General features: G+C 64.8%; 19 protein-coding genes. 8 read left to right on the top strand and 11 right to left on the bottom strand.

Features of this window, described 5'->3' with window-relative positions:
* The first annotated feature begins 22 nt into the window (after positions 1 to 22).
* Complete coding sequence (locus ACODS0_RS24940; protein WP_488837838.1) at positions 23 to 871, top strand: DUF2189 domain-containing protein; 849 nt, start codon at positions 23 to 25, stop codon at positions 869 to 871.
* A gap of 47 nt (positions 872 to 918) precedes the next feature.
* Positions 919 to 1,110, top strand: a complete 192-nt coding sequence (locus tag ACODS0_RS24935; RefSeq protein WP_055398117.1) for a hypothetical protein — start codon at positions 919 to 921, stop codon at positions 1,108 to 1,110.
* A 4-nt stretch (positions 1,111 to 1,114) separates the two neighbouring features.
* Here ACODS0_RS24935 and ACODS0_RS24930 read toward each other — a convergent pair whose 3' ends face one another.
* Positions 1,115 to 1,795: an arylesterase gene (locus ACODS0_RS24930; RefSeq protein ID WP_228895166.1), complete on the bottom strand. Its 681-nt coding sequence runs from the start codon at positions 1,793 to 1,795 to the stop codon at positions 1,115 to 1,117.
* Positions 1,796 to 1,810: 15 nt separating this feature from the next.
* On the opposite strand from ACODS0_RS24930, the gene ACODS0_RS24925 reads away from it, so the two are divergent.
* Positions 1,811 to 2,524, top strand: a complete 714-nt coding sequence (locus tag ACODS0_RS24925) for an ABC transporter ATP-binding protein (protein ID WP_055398119.1) — start codon at positions 1,811 to 1,813, stop codon at positions 2,522 to 2,524.
* Positions 2,525 to 2,666: 142 nt separating this feature from the next.
* A complete protein-coding gene (gene rlmB / locus ACODS0_RS24920; RefSeq protein ID WP_056644258.1) occupies positions 2,667 to 3,413 on the top strand; it encodes a 23S rRNA (guanosine(2251)-2'-O)-methyltransferase RlmB in 747 nt (248 codons plus the stop codon).
* A gap of 57 nt (positions 3,414 to 3,470) precedes the next feature.
* Here the strand turns inward: rlmB and ACODS0_RS24915 are convergent, their stop codons facing one another.
* Positions 3,471 to 6,473, bottom strand: a complete 3,003-nt coding sequence (locus tag ACODS0_RS24915) for a hypothetical protein (RefSeq protein ID WP_488837836.1) — start codon at positions 6,471 to 6,473, stop codon at positions 3,471 to 3,473.
* Positions 6,474 to 7,349: 876 nt separating this feature from the next.
* Here ACODS0_RS24915 and ACODS0_RS24910 point away from each other — a divergent pair.
* Positions 7,350 to 8,501, top strand: a complete 1,152-nt coding sequence (locus tag ACODS0_RS24910; RefSeq protein ID WP_488837835.1) for an IPTL-CTERM sorting domain-containing protein — start codon at positions 7,350 to 7,352, stop codon at positions 8,499 to 8,501.
* A 288-nt stretch (positions 8,502 to 8,789) separates the two neighbouring features.
* On the top strand, positions 8,790 to 9,956 hold the full coding sequence (locus tag ACODS0_RS24905) for an ABC transporter substrate-binding protein (protein WP_488837833.1): 1,167 nt from the start codon (positions 8,790 to 8,792) through the stop codon (positions 9,954 to 9,956).
* 50 nt (positions 9,957 to 10,006) lie between these two features.
* On the opposite strand, the gene ACODS0_RS24900 is transcribed toward ACODS0_RS24905, so the two are convergent.
* Together ACODS0_RS24900 and ACODS0_RS24895 are read right to left on the bottom strand one after the other, a co-directional pair.
* Positions 10,007 to 10,621, bottom strand: coding sequence for a chromate transporter (locus ACODS0_RS24900; protein WP_488837831.1), 615 nt, complete (start codon positions 10,619 to 10,621; stop codon positions 10,007 to 10,009).
* Positions 10,618 to 11,217, bottom strand: coding sequence for a chromate transporter (locus tag ACODS0_RS24895; protein WP_488837829.1), 600 nt, complete (start codon positions 11,215 to 11,217; stop codon positions 10,618 to 10,620). The genes ACODS0_RS24900 and ACODS0_RS24895 overlap by 4 nt, the downstream gene beginning before the upstream one ends.
* A 280-nt stretch (positions 11,218 to 11,497) precedes the next feature.
* On the opposite strand from ACODS0_RS24895, the gene ACODS0_RS24890 reads away from it, so the two are divergent.
* Positions 11,498 to 12,343 carry a fumarylacetoacetate hydrolase family protein gene (locus tag ACODS0_RS24890; RefSeq protein ID WP_488837828.1) on the top strand — a complete coding sequence of 282 codons (846 nt, stop codon included), beginning with the start codon at positions 11,498 to 11,500 and terminating at the stop codon, positions 12,341 to 12,343.
* Positions 12,344 to 12,397: 54 nt separating this feature from the next.
* On the opposite strand, the gene ACODS0_RS24885 is transcribed toward ACODS0_RS24890, so the two are convergent.
* Together ACODS0_RS24885 and ACODS0_RS24880 are read right to left on the bottom strand one after the other, a co-directional pair.
* Positions 12,398 to 12,685, bottom strand: a complete 288-nt coding sequence (locus ACODS0_RS24885) for a 7(1) septoil knot domain-containing protein (RefSeq protein WP_055401176.1) — start codon at positions 12,683 to 12,685, stop codon at positions 12,398 to 12,400.
* Between the two features lie 193 nt (positions 12,686 to 12,878).
* Positions 12,879 to 13,505 carry a hypothetical protein gene (locus ACODS0_RS24880; protein ID WP_488837825.1) on the bottom strand — a complete coding sequence of 209 codons (627 nt, stop codon included), beginning with the start codon at positions 13,503 to 13,505 and terminating at the stop codon, positions 12,879 to 12,881.
* 183 nt (positions 13,506 to 13,688) lie between these two features.
* Here ACODS0_RS24880 and ACODS0_RS24875 point away from each other — a divergent pair, with 183 nt between their 5' ends.
* A complete protein-coding gene (locus tag ACODS0_RS24875) occupies positions 13,689 to 15,005 on the top strand; it encodes a cation:proton antiporter (RefSeq protein WP_488837823.1) in 1,317 nt (438 codons plus the stop codon).
* Between the two features lie 272 nt (positions 15,006 to 15,277).
* Here the strand turns inward: ACODS0_RS24875 and ACODS0_RS24870 are convergent, their stop codons facing one another.
* The 5 genes from ACODS0_RS24870 to ACODS0_RS24850 all read right to left on the bottom strand — a co-directional run bounded on the left by ACODS0_RS24870 (position 15,278) and on the right by ACODS0_RS24850 (position 18,945).
* On the bottom strand, positions 15,278 to 16,225 hold the full coding sequence (locus tag ACODS0_RS24870) for a phytanoyl-CoA dioxygenase family protein (protein ID WP_488837821.1): 948 nt from the start codon (positions 16,223 to 16,225) through the stop codon (positions 15,278 to 15,280).
* 208 nt (positions 16,226 to 16,433) lie between these two features.
* Positions 16,434 to 17,765, bottom strand: coding sequence for a type II toxin-antitoxin system HipA family toxin (locus ACODS0_RS24865; protein ID WP_488837820.1), 1,332 nt, complete (start codon positions 17,763 to 17,765; stop codon positions 16,434 to 16,436).
* Positions 17,766 to 17,808: 43 nt separating this feature from the next.
* Positions 17,809 to 18,111 carry a helix-turn-helix transcriptional regulator gene (locus ACODS0_RS24860; RefSeq protein ID WP_121506503.1) on the bottom strand — a complete coding sequence of 101 codons (303 nt, stop codon included), beginning with the start codon at positions 18,109 to 18,111 and terminating at the stop codon, positions 17,809 to 17,811.
* A 220-nt stretch (positions 18,112 to 18,331) separates the two neighbouring features.
* A complete protein-coding gene (locus ACODS0_RS24855) occupies positions 18,332 to 18,457 on the bottom strand; it encodes a hypothetical protein (RefSeq protein ID WP_488837817.1) in 126 nt (41 codons plus the stop codon).
* Positions 18,458 to 18,462: 5 nt separating this feature from the next.
* Positions 18,463 to 18,945: a GreA/GreB family elongation factor gene (locus ACODS0_RS24850; protein ID WP_488837816.1), complete on the bottom strand. Its 483-nt coding sequence runs from the start codon at positions 18,943 to 18,945 to the stop codon at positions 18,463 to 18,465.
* Between the last annotated feature and the right edge of the window lie 760 nt (positions 18,946 to 19,705).

Genomic DNA, 19,705 nt, shown 5'->3' with positions numbered 1-19,705 from the left:
GCCACTTCCACGAACTGCCCGAATGACCGCCACCCCATCGGATTCCTCCAACCCCCTCCCTGCGTCTGCCGATCCGGTCCAGCAACCGGCGCCAGACACCTCGGTGGCCCAGCCCGTGAGCCTGCAGCGCCTGGGGTTGGCGGACCCGTTCCGTTGGCTGGCCAGGGGCTTGCAGGATGTGCGCGCGGCTCCCGGCATTGCCCTGTTTTATGGCGTTTGCTTCTGGTGCATGGCGCTGGTGCTGGGCTGGGTGTTCCGCACCCGGCCTGAATACACCATGTCCCTGGCGAGTGGCTGCCTGCTGGTAGGCCCCTTCCTGGCGATGGGGCTGTACGACACCAGCCGTCGGCGCGAGGCGGGGCTCAAGCCCGAGCTGAGCGAATCGCTCACCTGCTGGGACAGCCACATGGGCAGCATGGGCATGCTGGTGCTGGTGCTTGTGGTGCTGGAGCTGCTGTGGGGGCGTGCATCGCTGGTGGTGTTTGCCGTGTTCTTCAACACCGGCATGCCGTCCACCACGGGCGTGCTGCAGGCGGTCTTCAGCCCACAGAACTGGAGCTTTGTGGCGGTGTACCTCGTGGTGGGCGGCGTATTTGCAGCGCTGGTGTTCTCCACCTCCGTGGTGTCCATCCCCATGATTCTGGACCGAGACACCGATGCGCTCACGGCCGGTATCACCAGCATGCGCGTGGTGCTGGAGAACCCCCTGGTCATGCTGCTCTGGGGCGCACTCATCACCACCATCGTGGTGTTTTCCCTCTGGTTCTGGGGCATCGGGCTGCTGGTGGCCGGGCCGGTTCTGGGCTTTGCAAGCTGGCATGCGTACCGCGCATCGGTCATCCCGCTCCAACGCCCCCCAGCGGGGGCTTGAAAAACCCATGCTGTTACAGTGAGTCTCAACTTCAGGAAGCAATTACCTTGGCAACACCCAACTACGGATACGAAAAACGCCAGCGCGAACTCGCCAAAAAGAAAAAAAAGGAAGAGAAGCTGAGGTCCAAAACACAGCGCAGGCCGGACGATCCGCAAGGCGACGACCAGCCCGCTGACGGCCAGCCGAACGGCGATGCTGCGGCCCCGGACCAGCCCACAGGCGCTCCCGGCGCCTGAGCCCTCAGCGCAAGAGTTTTTTCAGTTCCGGCCACACATTGGCCAGCATCTGCGGATGCGCCTCGGCGCGCGGGTGGATGCGGTCAGGCTGGAACAGGCGGGTCGGATCGGGCCCGTCGGCCACCCCCTTCAGGAAGAAAGGCACCACGGCCACCTTCTGGGCCTTGGCCACTGTGGTGAACAGGCCCGCGAACTTGTTGGCGTAGTCGGTGCCATAGTTGGGTGGCACCTGCATGCCCACCAGCAGCACCTTGGCCCCGGCCTTTTGCGCCGCCTGCGTCATAACCGTCAGATTCTCTTCCGTGTTCTTGAGCGGCAATCCCCGCAGGGCATCGTTGCCGCCCAGTTCAATCACCACATGGCTGGGCTTGTGCTGCGCCAGCAGCGCCGCCAGGCGCGAACGGCCGCCCGAAGTAGTCTCCCCACTCACGCTGGCGTTGACCACCGTAGCGGCCAGCTTTTCCTGGGTCAGCTGTTTTTCGAGCAGAGCCACCCAGCCCGTGCCGCGTGCCAGGCCATATTCGGCGCTCAGAGAGTCTCCCAGCACCAGGATCACGGGCTGGCGAATCGGCGCGGCCGCTGTCTTGGACGTTGCCTGGGCCATGGCGCAGGGCGCCGAAAGCCCCACCAGAAGCCCGATAGAGGCGCGCAGGATAAAGTGGCGCCGTTGCTGATATCGAATCAAAGTAAAGAGCCTTTCATGTCCGAATCCTCTCCATTGCCCAAGACAGCTGCTGCCACACCCATCATTGCCGTGGAGCATGTCTTCAAATCGGTCACGGATTCCACCGGAACCCTCGACATTCTGCGGGATATCGATTTCCGCCTGGCCGCCAGGGAAACCGCCGCCATCGTGGGCGCGTCGGGCTCGGGCAAGAGCACCTTGCTGTCCATCATCGCGGGGCTGGACACCCCCAGCCGTGGCACGGTGCGGCTCGATGGCCACGACCTCTTTGCCATCGACGAGGATGAACGCGCTGCGCTGCGGGCCCAGAAGGTGGGTTTCGTGTTCCAGAGCTTTCAGCTCATGGGCAACCTCACCGCGCTGGAGAACGTGATGCTGCCGCTGGAGCTGGCCAACCGCCCTGAAGTTCGCAAAAATGCCCGCAAGGTCGCCGCCGACATGCTGGCCCGCGTGGGGCTGGGCCAGCGCCTCTCTCACTACCCCAAGGTGCTCTCGGGTGGCGAACAGCAGCGCGTGGCGCTGGCGCGGGCGTTTGTGGTGCAACCTGCCGTGCTGCTGGCCGATGAGCCTACGGGCAGCCTCGACTTTGCCACCGGCGAAACCATCATGAAGCTCATGTTCGACCTGAACCGCGAGCAGGGCACCACGCTGGTGTTGGTCACCCATGACCGCGCCATCGCCGAGCAGTGCGAGCGGCGTATCACCATCGAAGCTGGGCGGGTCGTGTAAGCGCTATTTGCCGCGCTGAGAGGGAGGAGGAAACCAGGTTTTTGAGTGTTTTTGGCCTCTAGCGCTTATTCATAAAGCGCCAATAGCTATCAAATTGATAGCTCTCTAAAGCCGGTGTCCTGCGCCAGCGGATAATCCCCCCATGTCCAGCCCCAAAGTTCTCTTCGGCTTTCACGCCGTGGGCGTGCGTCTGAAGACCGCGCCGAAATCCATCATCGAGATTTACTACGAGGCCACGCGGCGCGATGCCCGCATGCGCCAGTTTCTCGACCGCGCCCGCGAGGCCGGTGCCCGCCTGATTGAAGCCGACAGCGTGCGCATCGCCAAGCTGGCCGGCAGCCATGGCCACCAGGGCGTGGCTGCGCGGGTTGAGCCCGTGAAGGTTGCCACCTCGTTGGATGAACTGCTGGAAGACCTGGAAGCCGCCGGCATTGAGCAGCCCCTGCTGCTCGTGCTGGACGGCGTGACCGACCCGCACAACCTGGGCGCCTGCCTGCGAGTGGCCGATGGAGCGGGCGCGCATGCCGTCATCGCCCCCAAGGACCACGCCGTTGGCATCAACGCCACCGTGGCCAAGGTGGCCAGCGGCGCAGCCGAAACCATGCCGTACTTCATGGTGACCAACCTCGCGCGCACCTTGAACGAACTCAAGGAGCGCAACATCTGGTGCATCGGTACCAGCGACGACGCGCCCAAGACCATTTACCAGGTCGACCTGAAAGGCCCCGTGGCCCTGGTGCTGGGCGCCGAAGGCGACGGTATGCGCCAGCTCACGCGCAAGACCTGCGACGAGCTGGTCAGCATCCCGATGAAGGGCGCTGTGGAGAGCTTGAACGTATCGGTGGCCAGCGGCGTGTGCCTGTACGAGGCGCTGCGCCAGCGCACCTGAAACGCTCTCAGGCGCTCAAGTGCGCCGGCGGGGGGCCGTTCCTGCGGGACACGCCGATCAGCCCGCCCGGCGCCGGGGCCGCAGGCGCGCCGCCATCAGAAAAAGCAGCGCAGCCACTGCCACGGTCGCAGGCTGTGTGAGCGTGGGGATGGTTTGCAAGGGCACCACCGCCAAGCCCTGGGCGGCGGTGTTGTCAGACAGGATGGCCTCGCCCACGGCGGCGGTGCTGGCCACAATCACCATCTGCCCGATGGTGACAGGCGTACCGGCCACACTGCAGATGACGGTGGCGCCTGCTGGCACGGTGTCTCCCGCCGACCAAGCCGCATTTGTACTGTCCAGCACGCAGCCGGTCTGGCTCAGGCCCGGGGGGAGTCCTGAGTCGATGGCGCAGCGCGTGCCGCCGACTGCGTCCAGCAGTCCCGCATTGGTGCAGGAAAACGTCCCGGAATAGGGCTGCCCGGAGATCGCTTGCAGCGGCATGCCCGACAGGCTGATGACCATGTTCACCACCGCGATGGTGGTGGTGGCCGTGGCGCTGTTGTTGGCGGTGTGCGCGTCCCCCGGGGTTGCCACCGTGGTGGCGATGGGCACCTGACCCAGGGTGGGCGCCTGGTAGCGGAAGCTCAACGACAGGATCTGCCCGTCGGCCAGCGTGGGGGGCAGGCCCGAGAGGGCCACCGCACAGGTGGCAGCGTCGAAGCCGACCATGGTCACCCCGGGCGGGGCGCTCACCAGTTGCACGGCAGAGGGGCAGTTCAGCGCCGCCCCGATGGCAATGCTGGGTGTCCAGGGTGTCGCTGGGGTACCGCTCAGGTTGGCAAACGATGCCAGGACGGTCACCGATTCACCAGCCAGCGCCGTCAGGGGCGCGCTGGCGGTGGTTTGCAGATCCACCGGGCTGATCACCGTGGTGCCGGTGGCCGAGTTGTTGGCGGGCAGGTCATCGGGCACGGGGCCGGAAATCGTGGCGGCCGCAGTCACGGTTCCGGCCGCTGGTGCGGTGTACGAGAACGCCATGGGTGCCGCGGGATCGGCGCCGAGCACCGACGCGCCGCCTGCCAGCGTGGCCGGGAAGCCCGAGAACACGTAGCGGCCTTGGCCCAGCGTGTCCACGCAGGATGCGGACGCACCGGTGGGCAGATTGGAGAAGCTCACTGCCGTATCGGCACAGCTGTGATCCAGGGTCAGGGTGTACTGCAGCCCCGTGGCTGTGTCTGCACCACGGTTCGCAAAAGTCAGGCGCCCCTGCACCCCGCTGCCCGGCCTTGCCGCTGCAGGCACAAAGATGGACGCCGCTGTATCCCGCAGGAGCGGGTCAATCCAGAGCACGCCATTGCCGGCCGGGGATGTGATGTAGGTCCAGAGGTCCAGCCCCTTGGCATCGCCCCACCCGCCGGTGGCTGCACAGTCGGCGTTGGCATTGGCACCGGGCGGCCACCAGCGGTACAGCTGTGGCGAAGCGCCATAGACCAGTGTTGAATCCGCACCGCCCAGGGCCTGCGCAGGGTCGGAGGCGGGTGGTGGGGAGCCGGGGCAGAGGGTGCCGTTCAACTGACCCACCAGGGTGCCACTCTGGGTGACATAGCCCCGGTCATCAAAATACACGGTGGTATTGCCAGCCTGCGGCCCGTTGAGCTTGGTGATGGTGGGGCCACCGCCAAAGGTCGCCGTGGCAGTGCTGGTGCCATTGCCGTTGTTCTCGGTATCGATCATGGGCAGGTGAATCTCGCCCGCACGCGCGAATGCCCGGTAGGCGTAGGGCGTGGCGCTGGCGGGAAAGGCGGTGCCCGCGGCATCGTTGCCATCCCACGGCACATCCTGTGTGCCCGTGGCGGCGATACCCGTGATGACCGCGTTGGCCGTATTGGAGGGGCTGAAATCCACACCGTCGCGGCTCACGACGATCTGGAAGGTGGAGGCACCGGTGATCGAAAGCCGGAACGTGCCGCCCGCACCCGGCAGGGTGCGTGAACCCACGCTGGGCGGGCGCCCGGTGAATGTGGCGGCCGACAGCGAAGGTGACTGGGGCGTGAGCGGAATGCGCAGCGCTGTGAGCACCTTGTTGACCTCGGCCGAGTGGGGGGCTGCGGGGGCAATGCTGCTGAAAAAAATCGGAAACTCCGGCCGCTGGGCAGACAGGCCCGCCGCCAGGTTCGTCACAAACGAGTCGCTGCCGCGCACACCCTTGTACAGGGGCTGCCCGTTGTCCAGAAACCCCAGCCGGTTGGCATACAGCGCAAAGCCATTGGGATCGAGCCCCGCCAGTGCCTGCGAGTAGCGGTAGCCATCAAGCGTCACGTAGTCGTGGCGCGAATAGACAGGGCGGTTGTTCACCCCCGTGAAGCCCAGCCAGGCGTAGGTGAACAGGCGGCCATTGAGATCGCTGAGACTGCTGGCCGATGCGCGCACCGTGACGTCCCAGGCGGCCACGGTGGAGGTGCTGGGCAGCGGATTGAAGATGTCGGCATTCAGATTGGTGTTGCCGCTGGTGGCGGGCATGAACTGCACGCCATAGATCCCGGTGGCGGGAACACGGTAGGCGCAGGGCGCGAACCCGTTGGTGACGGTAGCGCTGCCGTCGGCGCTGTGGGGGCCAGCGAGCTCCTGGTCGCGGGAGTTCAGTTCCCCCAGAGTGCTGCCGCCAAAGCTCCCCGGCGGCGGCGTGTTGGATGCGCACGAGAAGTCGGCGCTGGCCGGCAGGGTCTCGTCGCCCGGTGTGCCGAAATCCTGCGGGTTGTAGACCAGGATGTCGCCGCCCGTCGTGCGGTTGCGGGAGCCCAGCAGCACATACTCGCCCGCCTCTGCGTAGACGTACAGGAAGGTGCGGCGCTGGACCTTGCCCACATAGCGGTTGCCTGGCTGGAGGTCCAGGTTGGCGCGGCATCCCCGGTCGAGCGTGTTGGCACAGGTGCCGCCGCTGGTAGGGTAGGTGGAGGGGTACAGCGTACGGCTGCCTTCCGCCGAGGCCTGCGGAGCCGCGCACAGCCCAACGAATGCGCTCAATGCCATGGCTGCAAAGGTGCTGTGGCGGCGACAAGCGGGTGGTCCGTCGGACATGTGTGGGTCTCCCTGGTTCATTGTCTGGATGCCGGAAGTGCGGACCCCTGGCGATTCATGAGGCTGGGTGGCTGCGCGGCACAGTCCCCAGGCCGCTGTTCAAAAATTCCTTCAGACATCGCGCCGGGGTGTATTCGGCATGGATAGGCACTTTAGATACACCGCATGGGTCCGCAGCCAGTCAATCAGCCTGTTCCTTCGCAAGCATGATCAACGGTTGATCCCTCAAAGGGGCATGTCTCAAGTCTCTGGCTTTGCATGCACATTTTGCGGATGTTAGGCGGCAAGCCGCAAGTGCGTTGGATAGTGGTAGCCGCTTGGCGTTAAACCGTATTGCTTTTTGAACAAGCGACAGACACGCGCACTGCCTTTGGCCCTCATGTAGAAGCAATCTCTGCAACGGAGCGACGCTGGAATGCGAGTGGCAGATGAGCATGCAAGGGGTCAATAGGGGGCTATAGGGGGCAATGACCCTTGCGCACCCCTCTGCACAAGAAGCACTGCGCATCCCCAATGCCCAATGGCCCAAAGTGAGCGCTGTTCTGGTTCAGGCATCGCCGTGGCACAACCAGGGCCGATGCGCGGAAGGCTTGCCCAAGGGGGCGCCCATGTGTAACGCGACGGGGTCATGGGTGTAGGCCAACTGCCCGACTAATGGCCGCCGTGGACATAAGTCGCGCAAATCGCACCGCTGGGCAGACAAGCGCAGTACTGTGGGTCACACAAGATAAGTTTTTGTTTGATTAATGACTTTTAAGTCACCACAGAAGGTTTAACACCATGCCATCCGACAGCACAACCACCCTCTCCAAATCAGCGTACGCCACACGCGATGCTGCCCCCCTCCAGTCCAAGTTCGGTCGGAAAAATCCCGCCTTGCTGCTGAGCCTGGGGCTTGTTTCCCTGCTGTCCCTGACATACAGCTGTGGCGCATTGGCGGCGACGGCACCGCCGCTGGGTAGTGCCAGCAACTTCGCCATCGTTTCCGACACCTTTACCAACAGTGGAAATCCGACCACGATCAACGGCTCGGTTTGCTACACCACCCCCCCGTCCACTGCGCCCACCACAGTGACCGGGATCATCAAAACGCCGTGTGATACCGAGATTGCCGACCAAGGCATTGCGTTGGCGGATCTGGATTCCCAACTGGGCACCTGCATTCCCCTCGGCTCCGCCGTTGATCTCAGCGCCGTCGTTGTGAGCGGCGGCACGCCTGGAGTGATCCCGCCTGGCTGTTATTCCAGCACGGGAGCCATGAGTGTTGGCTCGACGGTAACCCTGAACGGTTCTGGAATCTACGTCTTTCGCCCCGGCGCCGGGGCGACGACTGCGGCGCTCAACACCGCCGCCGACTCCATCGTTTCCCTCAATGGTGGCGCTTGCGCCGGCAATGTGTTTTGGGCGCCCACTGCCGCGACCACGCTGGGTGCCAACTCCACTTTCATCGGAACGGTCATTGGAAACGCCGGTATGTCCATGGGCGCCGGTGCCACCTTGTCCGGCCGAGCCTTGACGTCGGGCGGAACCGTCACGACGAGCGCCAATGCTATTTCGCTCCCTGGCGTGTGTGCAGCCCCCACCGTGCCTTCGATCACGGTATCCAAAATCTCCAATGGTGGCGTGGGTACGTTTGGCTTCAGCGGCAGCAACGGCTTTGCCAACCAGTCCATCACGACCCTGGCATCCGGCTCGGCCGTGGCTGGGGCGACGCAGACGCTGACCGCAGCGGGTGTCAGCACTTCCATCACTGAAGCAGCGCCACCCTTGGGTTACACCCTGGCTTCCATCAGTTGCACCGGCCTGGGTTCAGGTGGAACGCAGACAAACGACCTCTTGACGCGCACCGTCACGCTGGATGCAGCGGCCACTGCAGCAGGGGCGGCCATCGCGTGCACCTTCACCAACAACTTGGATGGATTCGTTCCGCCCTCGACCATCCCCTCCCTTTCCGAGTGGGCGATGCTGTTCCTCGCCGGACTTCTGGCCATTGCGGGATTTGCTGCAATTCGGCGCAAGGGCCTGTAGGTCGAGAAACCATGGGCGCAGCGACGCAGACAGACGCCGCCGTTGTGCGGTGATCTGCTGATCCACAACATGCCCCGGTGAGTTTCACGGAGTGCGGCGTTGGCTCGCACGATGTCGGGGTGTCGTGCGGTTCGGCACCCTGTGCACTGCAGGCTGCCGTCGCCAAGTACTGCATCCCCCGGAGAGAGCCGGTCCTTTCTGGGTATGTTCTGTCGCGAAACTGACAGCAAGTTTCCCCAGCTCCCGCTAGGCTGCCCCACCTTTGCTTTCTTCGGGATCTCCCACACCATGAGCCGTCGTCAATTTCTCTTGCGCGCCACCCAGGCCGTTGCTGCCACTGGCCTGCCCGCATGGGCCCACACGGCCCAGGCCGCCGAAGAAGCACTGACCGCCCGCACCATCAACCTGGGTTGCTCCATCGCACTGACCGGCCCCTTGGGCCAGGCTGGCATCGAGCAGGTGGCAGGCATGAAGGCCGCGTTTGCTGAAGTGAATGCCGCTGGCGGCGTGCATGGCCGCGAGATCCGCATGGACCCCAAGGACGATGGCTATGTGGCTGCACGCACCCTCAAGAACGTGACCGAGATGGTCGAGGCCCAGTCGGTGTTCGCGCTGATCTCGCCGCTGGGCACGGCCAACACGGCATCCATCCTGCCGTTGATCGAATCCAAGGGCATTCCCACCGTGGGCCCGGTGACGGGCGCGACCTCGCTGCGTGCGCCTGAGAACCGCCATGTATTCTTCCTGCGCCCCACCTACCGCGAAGAGACGCAGCGCCTGGTCAAGCAGATCGTGGACATGGGCCTCAAACGCATTGCCGTGGTGTACCTGGACAACCCGTTTGGCAAGGAAGTGCTCAAGGACATGTCCCGCGCGCTGGACGAGATCAAGGTCGAACGCGGTGGCGAGTTTGCACTGGCCGTGGACGGCAAGAACGGCGCTGAGCTGGCAGACAAGGTGGCTGCAGAGCGCCCGGGTGCGGTCCTGCTGGCCACCACGGGCACAGCCAACACCGCGTTTGTGCAGGCCTTCCGTGCCAAGGCACAGGGCGTGCCGCTGGCGGGGCTGTCGGTTACGGTGATCTCGTCCGAGCTGCCCAAGCTGGCTGCGTCCACACGGGGCCTTGCGCTGGTGCAGGTGTTTCCGGACGCGAATTCGCAAAAATCGGTGGTGGTGCGCAAATTTCAGAGCACCATGAAGGCCACCGGGGCCGACCCGGCCTTCTTGAACAGCGGCAGCGCGCTTGAAGGCTGGCTCAACGGCCAGATCATGATCGAGGGTCTCAAAAACGCGGGCAAGGACCTCACACGCGACCGCCTTCGCGCGGGCCTGGCCAGCATCCGTGCGCTGTCTTTTGGGGACTTCAACGTTGCCTTTGGCAACAAGGCGCCCTACATCGGCTCCGACGCGATCTACCTGGCCGTGTACGCGGAAAACGGGCGCCGGATCAGCTGACCCAGCCCCGTGTCACGCAGGGGTGCCAAGCGCGGCACCTCTGCCATCGGCTACACCCAGCCGATAGCCCCCAGCACCGCCCCGGCGCCCAGCATCCACAGCAGGTGCAGCCTGGTGCGCCACACCAGCACCACGGTCACGGCGCTGAGCAGCCAGAGGGGCCAAGCGGTGTCGAAGCTGCCGTGTGCGCGTGTCAGCACCCACGAGGTGGCCAGCAGCAGGCCAATGACCACCGGCGCCATGCCTTGTTTGAAGGCGCGCACGCCGCGCCGCTCGCGGTTGCGGTGGCCCCAGCGGGTGGCGGTCCAGGTCAGCAGGCTGCTGGGCAGCATCACGCCCAGCATGCACACCGCCATGCCCAGGGCGCCCAGCAGCCAGCCTGCAAGGCCTGGGCCGCCTGCGTTGATGCCCACGTTCCAGCCCAGCAGGGCGATGAACAGCACGTTGGGGCCGGGTGCTGCCTGGGCAATGGCGATGGATGCGTTGAACTGCGGGTCGGTGAGCCAGGCGTTGCGTTCCACCAGGTAGCGGTGCATGTCGGGCGCGGTGGCAATGGCGCCGCCCACGGCCAGCAGTGACAGTGACAGGTAGTACAGGAACAGGTTGAACCAGTCGCCCGCGCTCAGGGCCGTCAAGGGTGTGGTGAGGGTGGTGGCTGCATTCATGGCGCGAGCTTTCTCCACGTCAGCACGCAGGCCGCGCCACCGATCATCGGCAAAATCCAGAACAGAGGCCAGCGCAGCCACGCCATGGCCACGATGGTCAGCCCTGCAAACGCCACACACAGCGGGCGGCCCAACGGGTGGTTTTTGATCGACACAAACAGCTTGATGCCCACCCCCGCAATCAGCCCCGCCGCCACGGCGCCCATGCCGCGCAGCGCACCGGCCACGGCCGGGTGGCTGGCAAACTGCGCATAGACCACGGCCAGGGCCAGCACCAGGATCAGCGGAAAGGTCAGCATGCCCGCCAGCGCCGCCAACGCGCCGCGCAGACCAAAGTAGCGGTCGCCGATCATGATGCTGAGGTTGACCACGTTGGGGCCCGGCATGATCTGTGCCACGGCCCAGTCCTCGACAAACTCCTCGTTCGTCATCCAGCGCTTTTTCTCCACCAGCTCGCGCTGCACCACGGCCAGCACGCCGCCAAAACCTTGCAGGGCCAGCCAGGTGAAAGACCAGAACAGATCGGACGGGTTGCGGGGTTGGGGCCGGGGTGGGGATTCCGGGGGCGGGGAGGGCAGATCGGTGGCAGTGGCCATGGAAAATTGAGTAAAAATGGCTGCTAGCGCTTATCTGGTAAGCGTTGGAAGCTATTAAATCAGGAGTATTTGGGGTGCGCGGCTGGCGCTGCGGTGCACCCCGCACCATGTTACGCGCGCCACACGGGCTGCGCAGGGGGTGCGGCCCTCGTCTTGCGGCAAGGCAGGGCCGGTGATTGGCGTACACGCTGGGGGTTGCGTGCCGCTATGCTGCGTGTCGGCGCAGCGCGGCTCTGGCTGCGACTGCCACCTTTCGCCGACCCCACCAGGATTTCCCGCCATGAAACTCATCCGTTACGGCCAGCCCGGCGCAGAACGCCCCGGCCTGATCGACGCCACCGGCACGCTGCGCGACCTGTCCATGCTGCTGCCCGACATGGGCCCTGCCCAGCTCAACCCGCGCACGCTTTCTGCCCTGGTCGCCATCGACGCAAGCCGCCTGCCGCCCGTCTATGGCACACCGCGCCTGGGCAGCCCGGTGGCTGGGGTGGGCAAGATCGTGTGCGTGGGGCTCAACTATGCCGACCACGCGCGCGAGGCGGGCCTGCAGCCGCCCGCCGAGCCTGTGTTGTTCATGAAGGCCGTGACGGCGCTCAGCGGCCCCAACGACGATGTGCGCATTCCGCCCGGCGCCGTCAAGACCGACTGGGAGGTCGAGCTGGGCATCGTCATCGGCACCCGTGCGCGCCAGGTGGCCGAAGCCGATGCGCTGCAGCATGTGGCGGGCTATGTGCTGGCCAACGATGTGTCTGAACGCGCATGGCAGATGGAGCGCGGCGGCCAGTGGGACAAGGGCAAGAGCTACGACACCTTTGCCCCGATCGGCCCGTGGCTGGCCACGGTTGACGAGGTCCCCGACCCGCACGCCATCGACCTGTGGCTGGAGGTCAACGGCCAGCGCGTGCAAAACGGCAGCACCCGCAACTTCATCTTCGGCGTGCCCACCGTGGTGTCGTACATCAGCCAGTTCATGACGCTGGAGCCCGGCGACGTGGTGCTGACCGGCACACCCGCAGGTGTGGGGCTGGGGCAAAAGCCCGCCCCCTGGTTCCTCAAGCCCGGTGATGTGATGCGCCTGGGCGCCACGGGCCTGGGTGAACAGGTGCAAAAGTGCGTGGGAGGATGAGTCGGGCGGTGGGCCTGGTGCGGTTCACACGGCGCAGCGCTCTTGGGGCCGGACCTATTTGCCCAGCTTGCCGATCAGCAGATGGTCCTTGGTTCGCCAGCCAGCCTGCTCCGGGGTGCTGACCCTGAAGATTTTCAGGTCCGCCTGGCTGGCGTGCTTGACGCGGTAGACCTTGAAGCTGGCCTGGTTGGCATAGGCCACAAAGAACCAGATCGCATCGCCGCTGGCCTGGGTGGCGTAGTGCACCTCGTGCCAGCACAGGTCGGCCTGGCTTTCATGCGCCACCTCGCAAATGTGGGCGTCGGCCTGGTTTTCGTATTTCACTTCCAGGATCTTGGCCATGGGCATCCTTTCGGGCGGTGGTTCGGGCGGGAGGTTGTCCTTCCAAGGGTATCCAGACTTTGGGCGCGCCAGCCCCCGGGTTGCCCTGTAGAGATGTAAGATTTTGAGTAAAAACAGGGCCTGGCGTTTGATGGGAAAGCGCAAGCAGCTATCAAATTGGGAGTGCGAGGAGCAACCTGGGCCCGGTGGCGGGTCAGTTCTCCACCTGCACCGACTCTACAAACACCAGCTCGCAGGAATTGGCCCCGGAATCCGACCGTGTGAGCGAACTCGTCCAGCGCCAGCCGCTGGGGTGTGTCACCTCCACCAGCCTGCCGGTGATGCGGATGTAGGCCCCCGCACGGGCCTTTTTGAGCGCCCGCTCCACCACGGGCGTGGCTGCAATCATGTGCATGTTGGCTGACGATTCGATGATCTCCTGCAGCGGGATGGGCGGTTGGTCGCGCCAGGTGTAGCGGTACCAGCGGCCGCCCTGGGTGATGTTCAAGGCTTCGTACACCGCAGGGTCGGCCATGCGCTTCCAGCCCAGGGCCAGGTCCAGCGGGGACAGCTCGGCCTCCTTGCCCACGTAATAGTCTTCGCGCGACAACACCCGTGCGCGCACGGCAAACGTGGCCAGTGGCTTGACCTGGTAGCCCCGGAACTCGAAAGCCGCCTGGCTGGTGGCCTCCTGCACGGGGCTGTCTGCCAGCGGCTGAGAGACAGCGGCCAGCCCGTGGTTTTGCAGCCGCTGGTCGGCGTAGTGCACCCTGAGCTTCTCGACGGCAAAAAACGCCACGAGCAGGGCCATGGCGATCTTGAGGAGGGTGGAGACGTTCATGGGCTTTCACAAAAGTCACGGAATTGTGCACAGATGCACCGCCAGGTAACGCCGAAAGGCGCCTCACCGATTGGCGACATCTGCTGACAGCCCGGGGGGCCACCCCCCCGCAGCAGTGGGCCCGGGTGGCGTGCACAGTAGCGGAATGCGCGTGCAACCTTTTCCTCCTCCAGTCTGTGTTCCATGACCGCTGAGCTGTTACCCGCCCTGGGCTTTGTGCTGGTCGGCCTGCTGCTGGTGGTGATGACGCTGACCAGCTCATTCATCGCGCGCGTGCCGCTCAGCTCGGCCATCCTGTACCTGGCCGTGGGCGTTGGCATTGGGCCCTGGGGGCTGGGCCTGCTGGTATTGGACCCGGTGGGTGATGCCCCGCTGCTGGAGCGGCTGACCGAGATTGCCGTGCTCATCTCGCTGTTTACCGTGGGCCTGAAGCTGGATCTGCCCCTGCGCGACCGGCGCTGGCGCATTCCGGTGCAGCTGGCCACCGTGTCGATGCTGATCACCGTGGGCGCCATCACCGCCGTGGGCGTGTGGCTGCTGCACCTGCCGCTGGGCGCTGCCGTGCTGCTGGGGGCCATCCTGGCGCCCACCGATCCGGTGCTTGCGTCCGATGTGCAGGTGTCCGACCCGCAAGACCGTGATCGCTTGCGTTTTGGCCTGACGGGCGAGGGCGGCCTGAACGATGGGGCGGCGTTTCCGCTGGTGATGCTGGGTCTGGGCCTGATGTCGCTGCACGACCTGGGCGAGAGTGGCTGGCGCTGGTGGGCGGTGGACGTGCTCTGGGCCGTGGTGGGTGGCCTGGTGATTGGCTACCTGCTGGGCGTGGTTGTGGGCCGGGCCATCTTGTACCTGCGCATCCGCCACCGCGAGGCGCTGGGCCCGGACGAGTTCATGGTGCTGGGGCTCATCGCGCTGGCTTATGGCGTGGCCTTGTTGTGCCATACCTACGGCTTTCTGGCGGTGTTTGCTGCCGGGTTGGCGCTGCGGCGCGCGGCGGCGGAGCCAGCTGCGTCCGTGGCATCGCCTGCTCAAGGCGACAACAACGATGGTGAAGCTCCCGTGGCCGCTCAGGCGCCGGGCCACATGATGGAGTCGGTCGAGCGCTTCAACGCCCAGCTGGAGCGCCTGGCCGAAGTGACCGTGGTGCTGGTGGTGGGTGCGCTGCTTTCGGTGGTGGACTTTGGCACCGAGGTGTTGTGGTTTGTGCCCGTGCTGCTGCTGGTGATCCGCCCGCTGGCGGTGTATGCAGGGCTGGTGGGCGCCAAGGTAGAGCGCTCGCAGCGCCGCCTGATCGCATGGTTTGGCATCCGGGGCATTGGCTCCATCTACTACCTCATGTACGCCATCACACACGACCTGCACCCGGTGATTGCGCAGCGCCTGCTGGCGATCACGCTAGCGGTGGTGGTGGCATCGGTGCTGCTGCACGGGGTGTCGGTAACGCCGCTGATGCGGCGCTACGAGACCCGCAGGAAGACCAAGGCGCAGCGGCCACGGTGAGTTAGCAAGACCGGTTCAATCGAAAATGACCGCTAGCGCTTTATCCGTATGGTTTTATTGCTATGAGTTTTGCGGTTTTTGGGGGAGGTGCGCCTCCCGCTCGCCGCACCTCAGAGGCTGAGAGTTTTTTAGCCGTGCCCGAAAGGCGCGCGAAAACGCCTCGAATCTAGGCGCAAAGCACAGCCATAGCTCGGGCTATGGCGAGCATTTGCAACGACGAGCCGGGGCGTTTTCGCGTGCAAGGCGAGCATGGATAAAAGACTCTCAGCCTCTCAGACCCAGGTGTCGTGGCAGGGCACATGGGCGGGGGCCAGGTTGATGTACTGCACCAGCCGGGGCTGCGTGCCCCGATTGGGGCTGGGGCCATGGGGCAGGGCCTGGTGCCAGATCACCAGATCGCCCGCGCCCGCGCCGATGGGTGTGGCACCCAGCGCATGCAGGTCTTGCTGGCGGGGCTCGACCCCAGCGGGTAGCTGGGCCAGCCAGTCGCCCACCCGGCGGTGAAAACCTGGCACCAGGGTGAGGGCACCTTGTTCGGGGGGCGTGTCGGTCAGGTACAGGATGCCCTGGGTGGCAAAGGGAATAGGCTGGTGCAGGCTCACATCCCAGTGCATGCCCTGGCCGCCGTAGGGGTAGCCGGGGTGTTCTGGAGGGTTGAAGCCACAGCGGTCGGTGCTGCGCCACAGGTCTGCCGTGCCCCACAGCTGCGCAAATGCCTTGTGGATGCGCAGGGAACGTCGGTTGACGTCGAATGCCGGGTGCTGAAACATCTGCACCATGGTGTTGCGCGGGGCGTGGGCGTACCACGACTCCACATCTGCGGGGTCGGCGCGCACGGCTTCCCACACCGCCTGTGCGGCGGCGGCGCTGTGCTCTGGCGTGGTGGCCTGGCGTACCACCACATAGCCATGCTCGTCCCAATGCGCCAGGTCGTCCGCATTCAGCACGGGCTCCATCGCATCGATCCGGGCCTGCAGCTGCAAGGCCGCTTCGGGCGCCGGGCCGCCATCCACAAGGGCTTGAATCCGCGCCACGGTGGCGGCATCGGGCGCGCCCGCCGTGCGCACGATCCAGTCCTCAAAGGCAGCGAACTCCGGGGCCTCGCGCAGCACATATTGCATGGTCTGCTCCAGCCCCACACCCAGCGCGGCCAGCACGATCTGTGTGCGGTGGGCCTCCGCTTCGGCGCCCTTCAAACCCTGGCCCTGGCGTGCGGCCATCCAGCGTGACCAACAGCGTTTGAGGTGTGGGACCTGCAGGGCGCCCCTGTCCGCATCGGGCGGCAAGGAGCCAGACGCTGTTGGGGGCGTGGTGTTTGGGATCGGGGAGTGCATGGATGGAGCAAATCAAAAACGGTTCGGGGTCACAAGGCGCGGCCCGCGCCGAACCCTGCGCGCAGGCCTGCCGATTTTGCAGGGTGGTCCGCCATCACCGGGCCAGGGCCACATCGCCTGCTAGCCGCTGCGCCACCACATTGCGCACAGACGCCGGGGCGCTCTCCAGCAAGCTGGGCCATTCCGTTTTGGCCCGCGCCACCGTGTCGCGCAACAAGGCCAGGTGCCGGGGCACGCGCAGCAGCCCGGCCGATTTCATCAGGCCTTCCATGTCGTCCCAGGTCAGCGCCCGCAGGGTGTTGTCGATGGCGCGGTTCACGGCGTATTGCTGGTCGGGCACGCCATCAAAAAACGCGGCCACACACACCGGGTCGTACACCGGGGCCAGTTGCGGCACGCGGCCGTCGGGGTAGACCAGGGCCCAGTTTTTCAGGTGCGCGTCGGTGTTGCCCATCAGGATGAAGGCCACCATGCGCGCCAGAAACTCGCGCGTGTCCAACACCGGCTGGCGGCTCAGGCGGTTGAGCACGCGCAGCATGGTGGCCCAGTCCTGCAGCGCGCCCTTGCCATGGGTTTTGCCGTATTTCTGGCGCGGCGTGTAGCCCAGCACCTGGTTGAACTCTTCCATGTGCACGCGGGCGCCGCCGGGCAGGTGGTCAAAACGCTGCACGGCCAAAATTTCGTTGAAGGGCACGGCATCGGGCAGGTCGGCCTCAGCGCGGGTGATGACGCGCACATCGGCGCAATGCAGGCCCAGTGCCTTGCACAGCTGGTAGCCGGTGAACTCGTTGGCAACGAGGTCGGGGTGGGCGGTGGTGGGCAGCTTCAAGATCACGCTGCCCGCCGCGCCCTTGCGATGCACCGTGTAGCGGCGGCCGTCCTGCACCGCGCTGAACTTGGTCACCACGCCGGGCAGCGACGCCGCGTCTTCCACCGGGTATTCCACAAACCCCGGCTCCAGCACATCGAGCCCCTGCGTGGTGTGCCAGTGCCGCACCACGTCCGGGATGCCGTCTTGCGCAGGCACGGGCTCCACCTCCAGCGCGCCCATCAGGTCGTGGCCTGCGGCGGCCAGCAGCTCGAACTCGTCATCGGGGCTACAGCCGCGCTCGTGCGCAAGCCGCTCGCGGTTGTGGCCCTCGGGCAGCAGGTTCTGAAAATACACCGGCCAGCGCCCATCGGTGCGCACCAGCCGCGCATCGCGCGCCGACGCGAGGATCTGCTGCGTCGCGGCCTCGTCGGCCCCCTGAAAGCTCAGCGACAGGGTGGGGCGCTGCGGGTTGCGGATGTAGCTCTCGTCAAACGACACGCGCAGGATGTCGCCGTATTGCGAGAGGTAGCCAATCGGCTCGCTACCGCCCGCCGCCCCGTCCGCCTTCGCCGGGCGGTGCAGGTACAGGCGCAGGTAGCGGATGGACGTGCTCATGGAGTGTTGGCGGAATGGGTGCGCACGTGGTGACCGCTATTGGTCAGCGTCGCATGCCGTCCACCACGGATGGCGGCGCATCCACGCCCTCGGGCTGCCCCAGAAACTTGCCCCCCGACTGGATGAACGCCTCCAGACTGGGCCGCAGGCTGCTGGGCACGGCAATGATGTCCATGCCCAGCACGCGGGCCATTTCAGCCAGGGTGGAATAGCGCGGGTCCAGGTCGCCGCCTTCGGTGCGCTGCACCGTCATGCGGCTAAGGCCTGCACGCTCGGCAAGCTGGGCCTGGGTCATCTGGTGGGCCTTGCGGGCGGCGGCAAGGGTAGGTATGAGGTCAGTAGACATGATGCTATTTATACTCTTAATATTCTAAAAGAGTATAAATTTTATCTTTTCGCAAAGTTTTTTGACCCAACGGGAGCGAGAAGTGGCGGGTATGCCGCTACAGGTCAGGCCCAGTCTGTGCCACTGTTCCGGCGGGACTGCCCGGAACGGGCGCATTGCAGCGGTTGCTGTCGGTGATGTCGGCCCTCTGAGTTCACGGTCTGGGCCACTCAGCGCTCATTCACGCGCATACGACACCTCGGACCCAGTGGCCTGGTTCAAAGTTCGGCTGACCTTGCCAGCCAGCCGGTACGTTCACCACACCCGAACCTCTATTGACATCGGCCCATTCGGCGTGGACTTGCATGCAGCTCAATGAACCCGCAGCACCTCAAATTGCTGTCTGATTGAAGCGACCTGTATCGACACCTCGTCACCCTCGCATTTACCCAGCATGGCCCCGCCCAAAGGGGCCTCGCTGCTGATGACCTGAACGAGCTGTGCGCCGCTGACCAACTTCATGCTGCCCCCATCCGGGCCGAGGAAGAGCTGCTGCTGCTTGTCGTCAGAATCAACCAGGCAGACCAGCGCGCCGAGCTGGATACCTTTGCTGGCGTCGTAGGGGCGCGGGCGGAATTGGCGCCAATTGGCTATCGCCTGGCGGATGGCTTCGGCGCGCCGAGCTTGGCCGGTGGCCAGGTAGGCGGCTTCGAGTCCTAATGTGTCGTATTTGTTTTCGGCGATGTTTTCTTCGTGAGTGGCCGTTTCATGGGCCGCCCGCATTGCCTGTTCTGCTTGCACCAGGTCTTCGGCGAGCCGTTCCAGCACCTGCTTCTGCAGCAAAAATTTATCCATGATGAAGGGTCGGCATCTCGAACAAGCGGGGGTAAGTCTTGATTGTGAAGGACTCCACCAGCCCTCGACGCTCTTGTTGGCTGCCGTGACCTTCAGCTAAGTGCACGCTGCTACCGATGAGATCATTGATGGAGCCCATTGCCAGGTACGAAGGGATAGACTGAGCTATGCAAAGATTTCCCCTCAGCGTTGTTGCAGCCGTTCGTTGGTTGGCTTTGGCAATTTTTTGCTTCGGCATTGTCACTGTCGGCCAAATGCTGATTTTTTATCAGGTCACGCGTTGGGGGAAGTTTGTCTGTCCAGAAGGGTGGTGGCGTTCGTCGCCCGGACTATGTGCTTTTCCACCCGTATCAATTTCGATCTGGTCGATTAGCTACGCTGCAGTTTCGATACTTCTTGTTTGCACTGGCGTGTTGCTCGCGCCCTCACATAAGCTGAAAGCTTGCGCGACCATGCTGATCGCGTTGATGAGTTGGCAAGCCTACATCCTCATCGCCAAATCGTTTTCTTGGGTGGCTCTCGGGTCGCTGTGTGCAGTGGTTGGCATAGCAACATGCTTTGGCCTTGGCGCACTGGCTTCGCGTAGCCCATCATTGCGGCGAACGTACGCAAATATTCCCGCTCCTCAGTAGATCAAGCATCCGTTGCCGGTAGCCCTGGACGGCTCGTATGGTCAATAGCAACAGTCGTTGCAACGGGTGCAACGGGCCCATGTCCGACATTCGACAACCTTCATGTGAACTGGTCATAAAACACCTCA

It is taken from the genome of Acidovorax sp. FG60, assembly GCF_057808995.1.
This window is presented reverse-complemented; position numbering and strand designations above follow the sequence as displayed.

Bases quoted from the DNA above. Each gene is read 5' to 3' on its own strand.
- ACODS0_RS24850 (WP_488837816.1), bottom strand. From the start codon at position 18,945: ATGGATAAATTTTTGCTGCAGAAGCAGGTGCTGGAACGGCTCGCCGAA.
- ACODS0_RS24885 (WP_055401176.1), bottom strand. From the start codon at position 12,685: ATGGCCAAGATCCTGGAAGTGAAATACGAAAACCAGGCCGACGCCCAC.
- ACODS0_RS24875 (WP_488837823.1), top strand. From the start codon at position 13,689: ATGACCGCTGAGCTGTTACCCGCCCTGGGCTTTGTGCTGGTCGGCCTG.
- ACODS0_RS24890 (WP_488837828.1), top strand. From the start codon at position 11,498: ATGAAACTCATCCGTTACGGCCAGCCCGGCGCAGAACGCCCCGGCCTG.
- ACODS0_RS24865 (WP_488837820.1), bottom strand. From the start codon at position 17,765: ATGAGCACGTCCATCCGCTACCTGCGCCTGTACCTGCACCGCCCGGCG.
- ACODS0_RS24895 (WP_488837829.1), bottom strand. From the start codon at position 11,217: ATGGCCACTGCCACCGATCTGCCCTCCCCGCCCCCGGAATCCCCACCC.
- ACODS0_RS24925 (WP_055398119.1), top strand. From the start codon at position 1,811: ATGTCCGAATCCTCTCCATTGCCCAAGACAGCTGCTGCCACACCCATC.
- ACODS0_RS24900 (WP_488837831.1), bottom strand. From the start codon at position 10,621: ATGAATGCAGCCACCACCCTCACCACACCCTTGACGGCCCTGAGCGCG.
- ACODS0_RS24870 (WP_488837821.1), bottom strand. From the start codon at position 16,225: ATGGCCGCACGCCAGGGCCAGGGTTTGAAGGGCGCCGAAGCGGAGGCC.
- ACODS0_RS24940 (WP_488837838.1), top strand. From the start codon at position 23: ATGACCGCCACCCCATCGGATTCCTCCAACCCCCTCCCTGCGTCTGCC.
- ACODS0_RS24855 (WP_488837817.1), bottom strand. From the start codon at position 18,457: ATGCAAGTCCACGCCGAATGGGCCGATGTCAATAGAGGTTCGGGTGTG.
- ACODS0_RS24860 (WP_121506503.1), bottom strand. From the start codon at position 18,111: ATGTCTACTGACCTCATACCTACCCTTGCCGCCGCCCGCAAGGCCCAC.
- ACODS0_RS24915 (WP_488837836.1), bottom strand. From the start codon at position 6,473: ATGTCCGACGGACCACCCGCTTGTCGCCGCCACAGCACCTTTGCAGCC.
- rlmB (WP_056644258.1), top strand. From the start codon at position 2,667: ATGTCCAGCCCCAAAGTTCTCTTCGGCTTTCACGCCGTGGGCGTGCGT.
- ACODS0_RS24880 (WP_488837825.1), bottom strand. From the start codon at position 13,505: ATGAACGTCTCCACCCTCCTCAAGATCGCCATGGCCCTGCTCGTGGCG.
- ACODS0_RS24905 (WP_488837833.1), top strand. From the start codon at position 8,790: ATGAGCCGTCGTCAATTTCTCTTGCGCGCCACCCAGGCCGTTGCTGCC.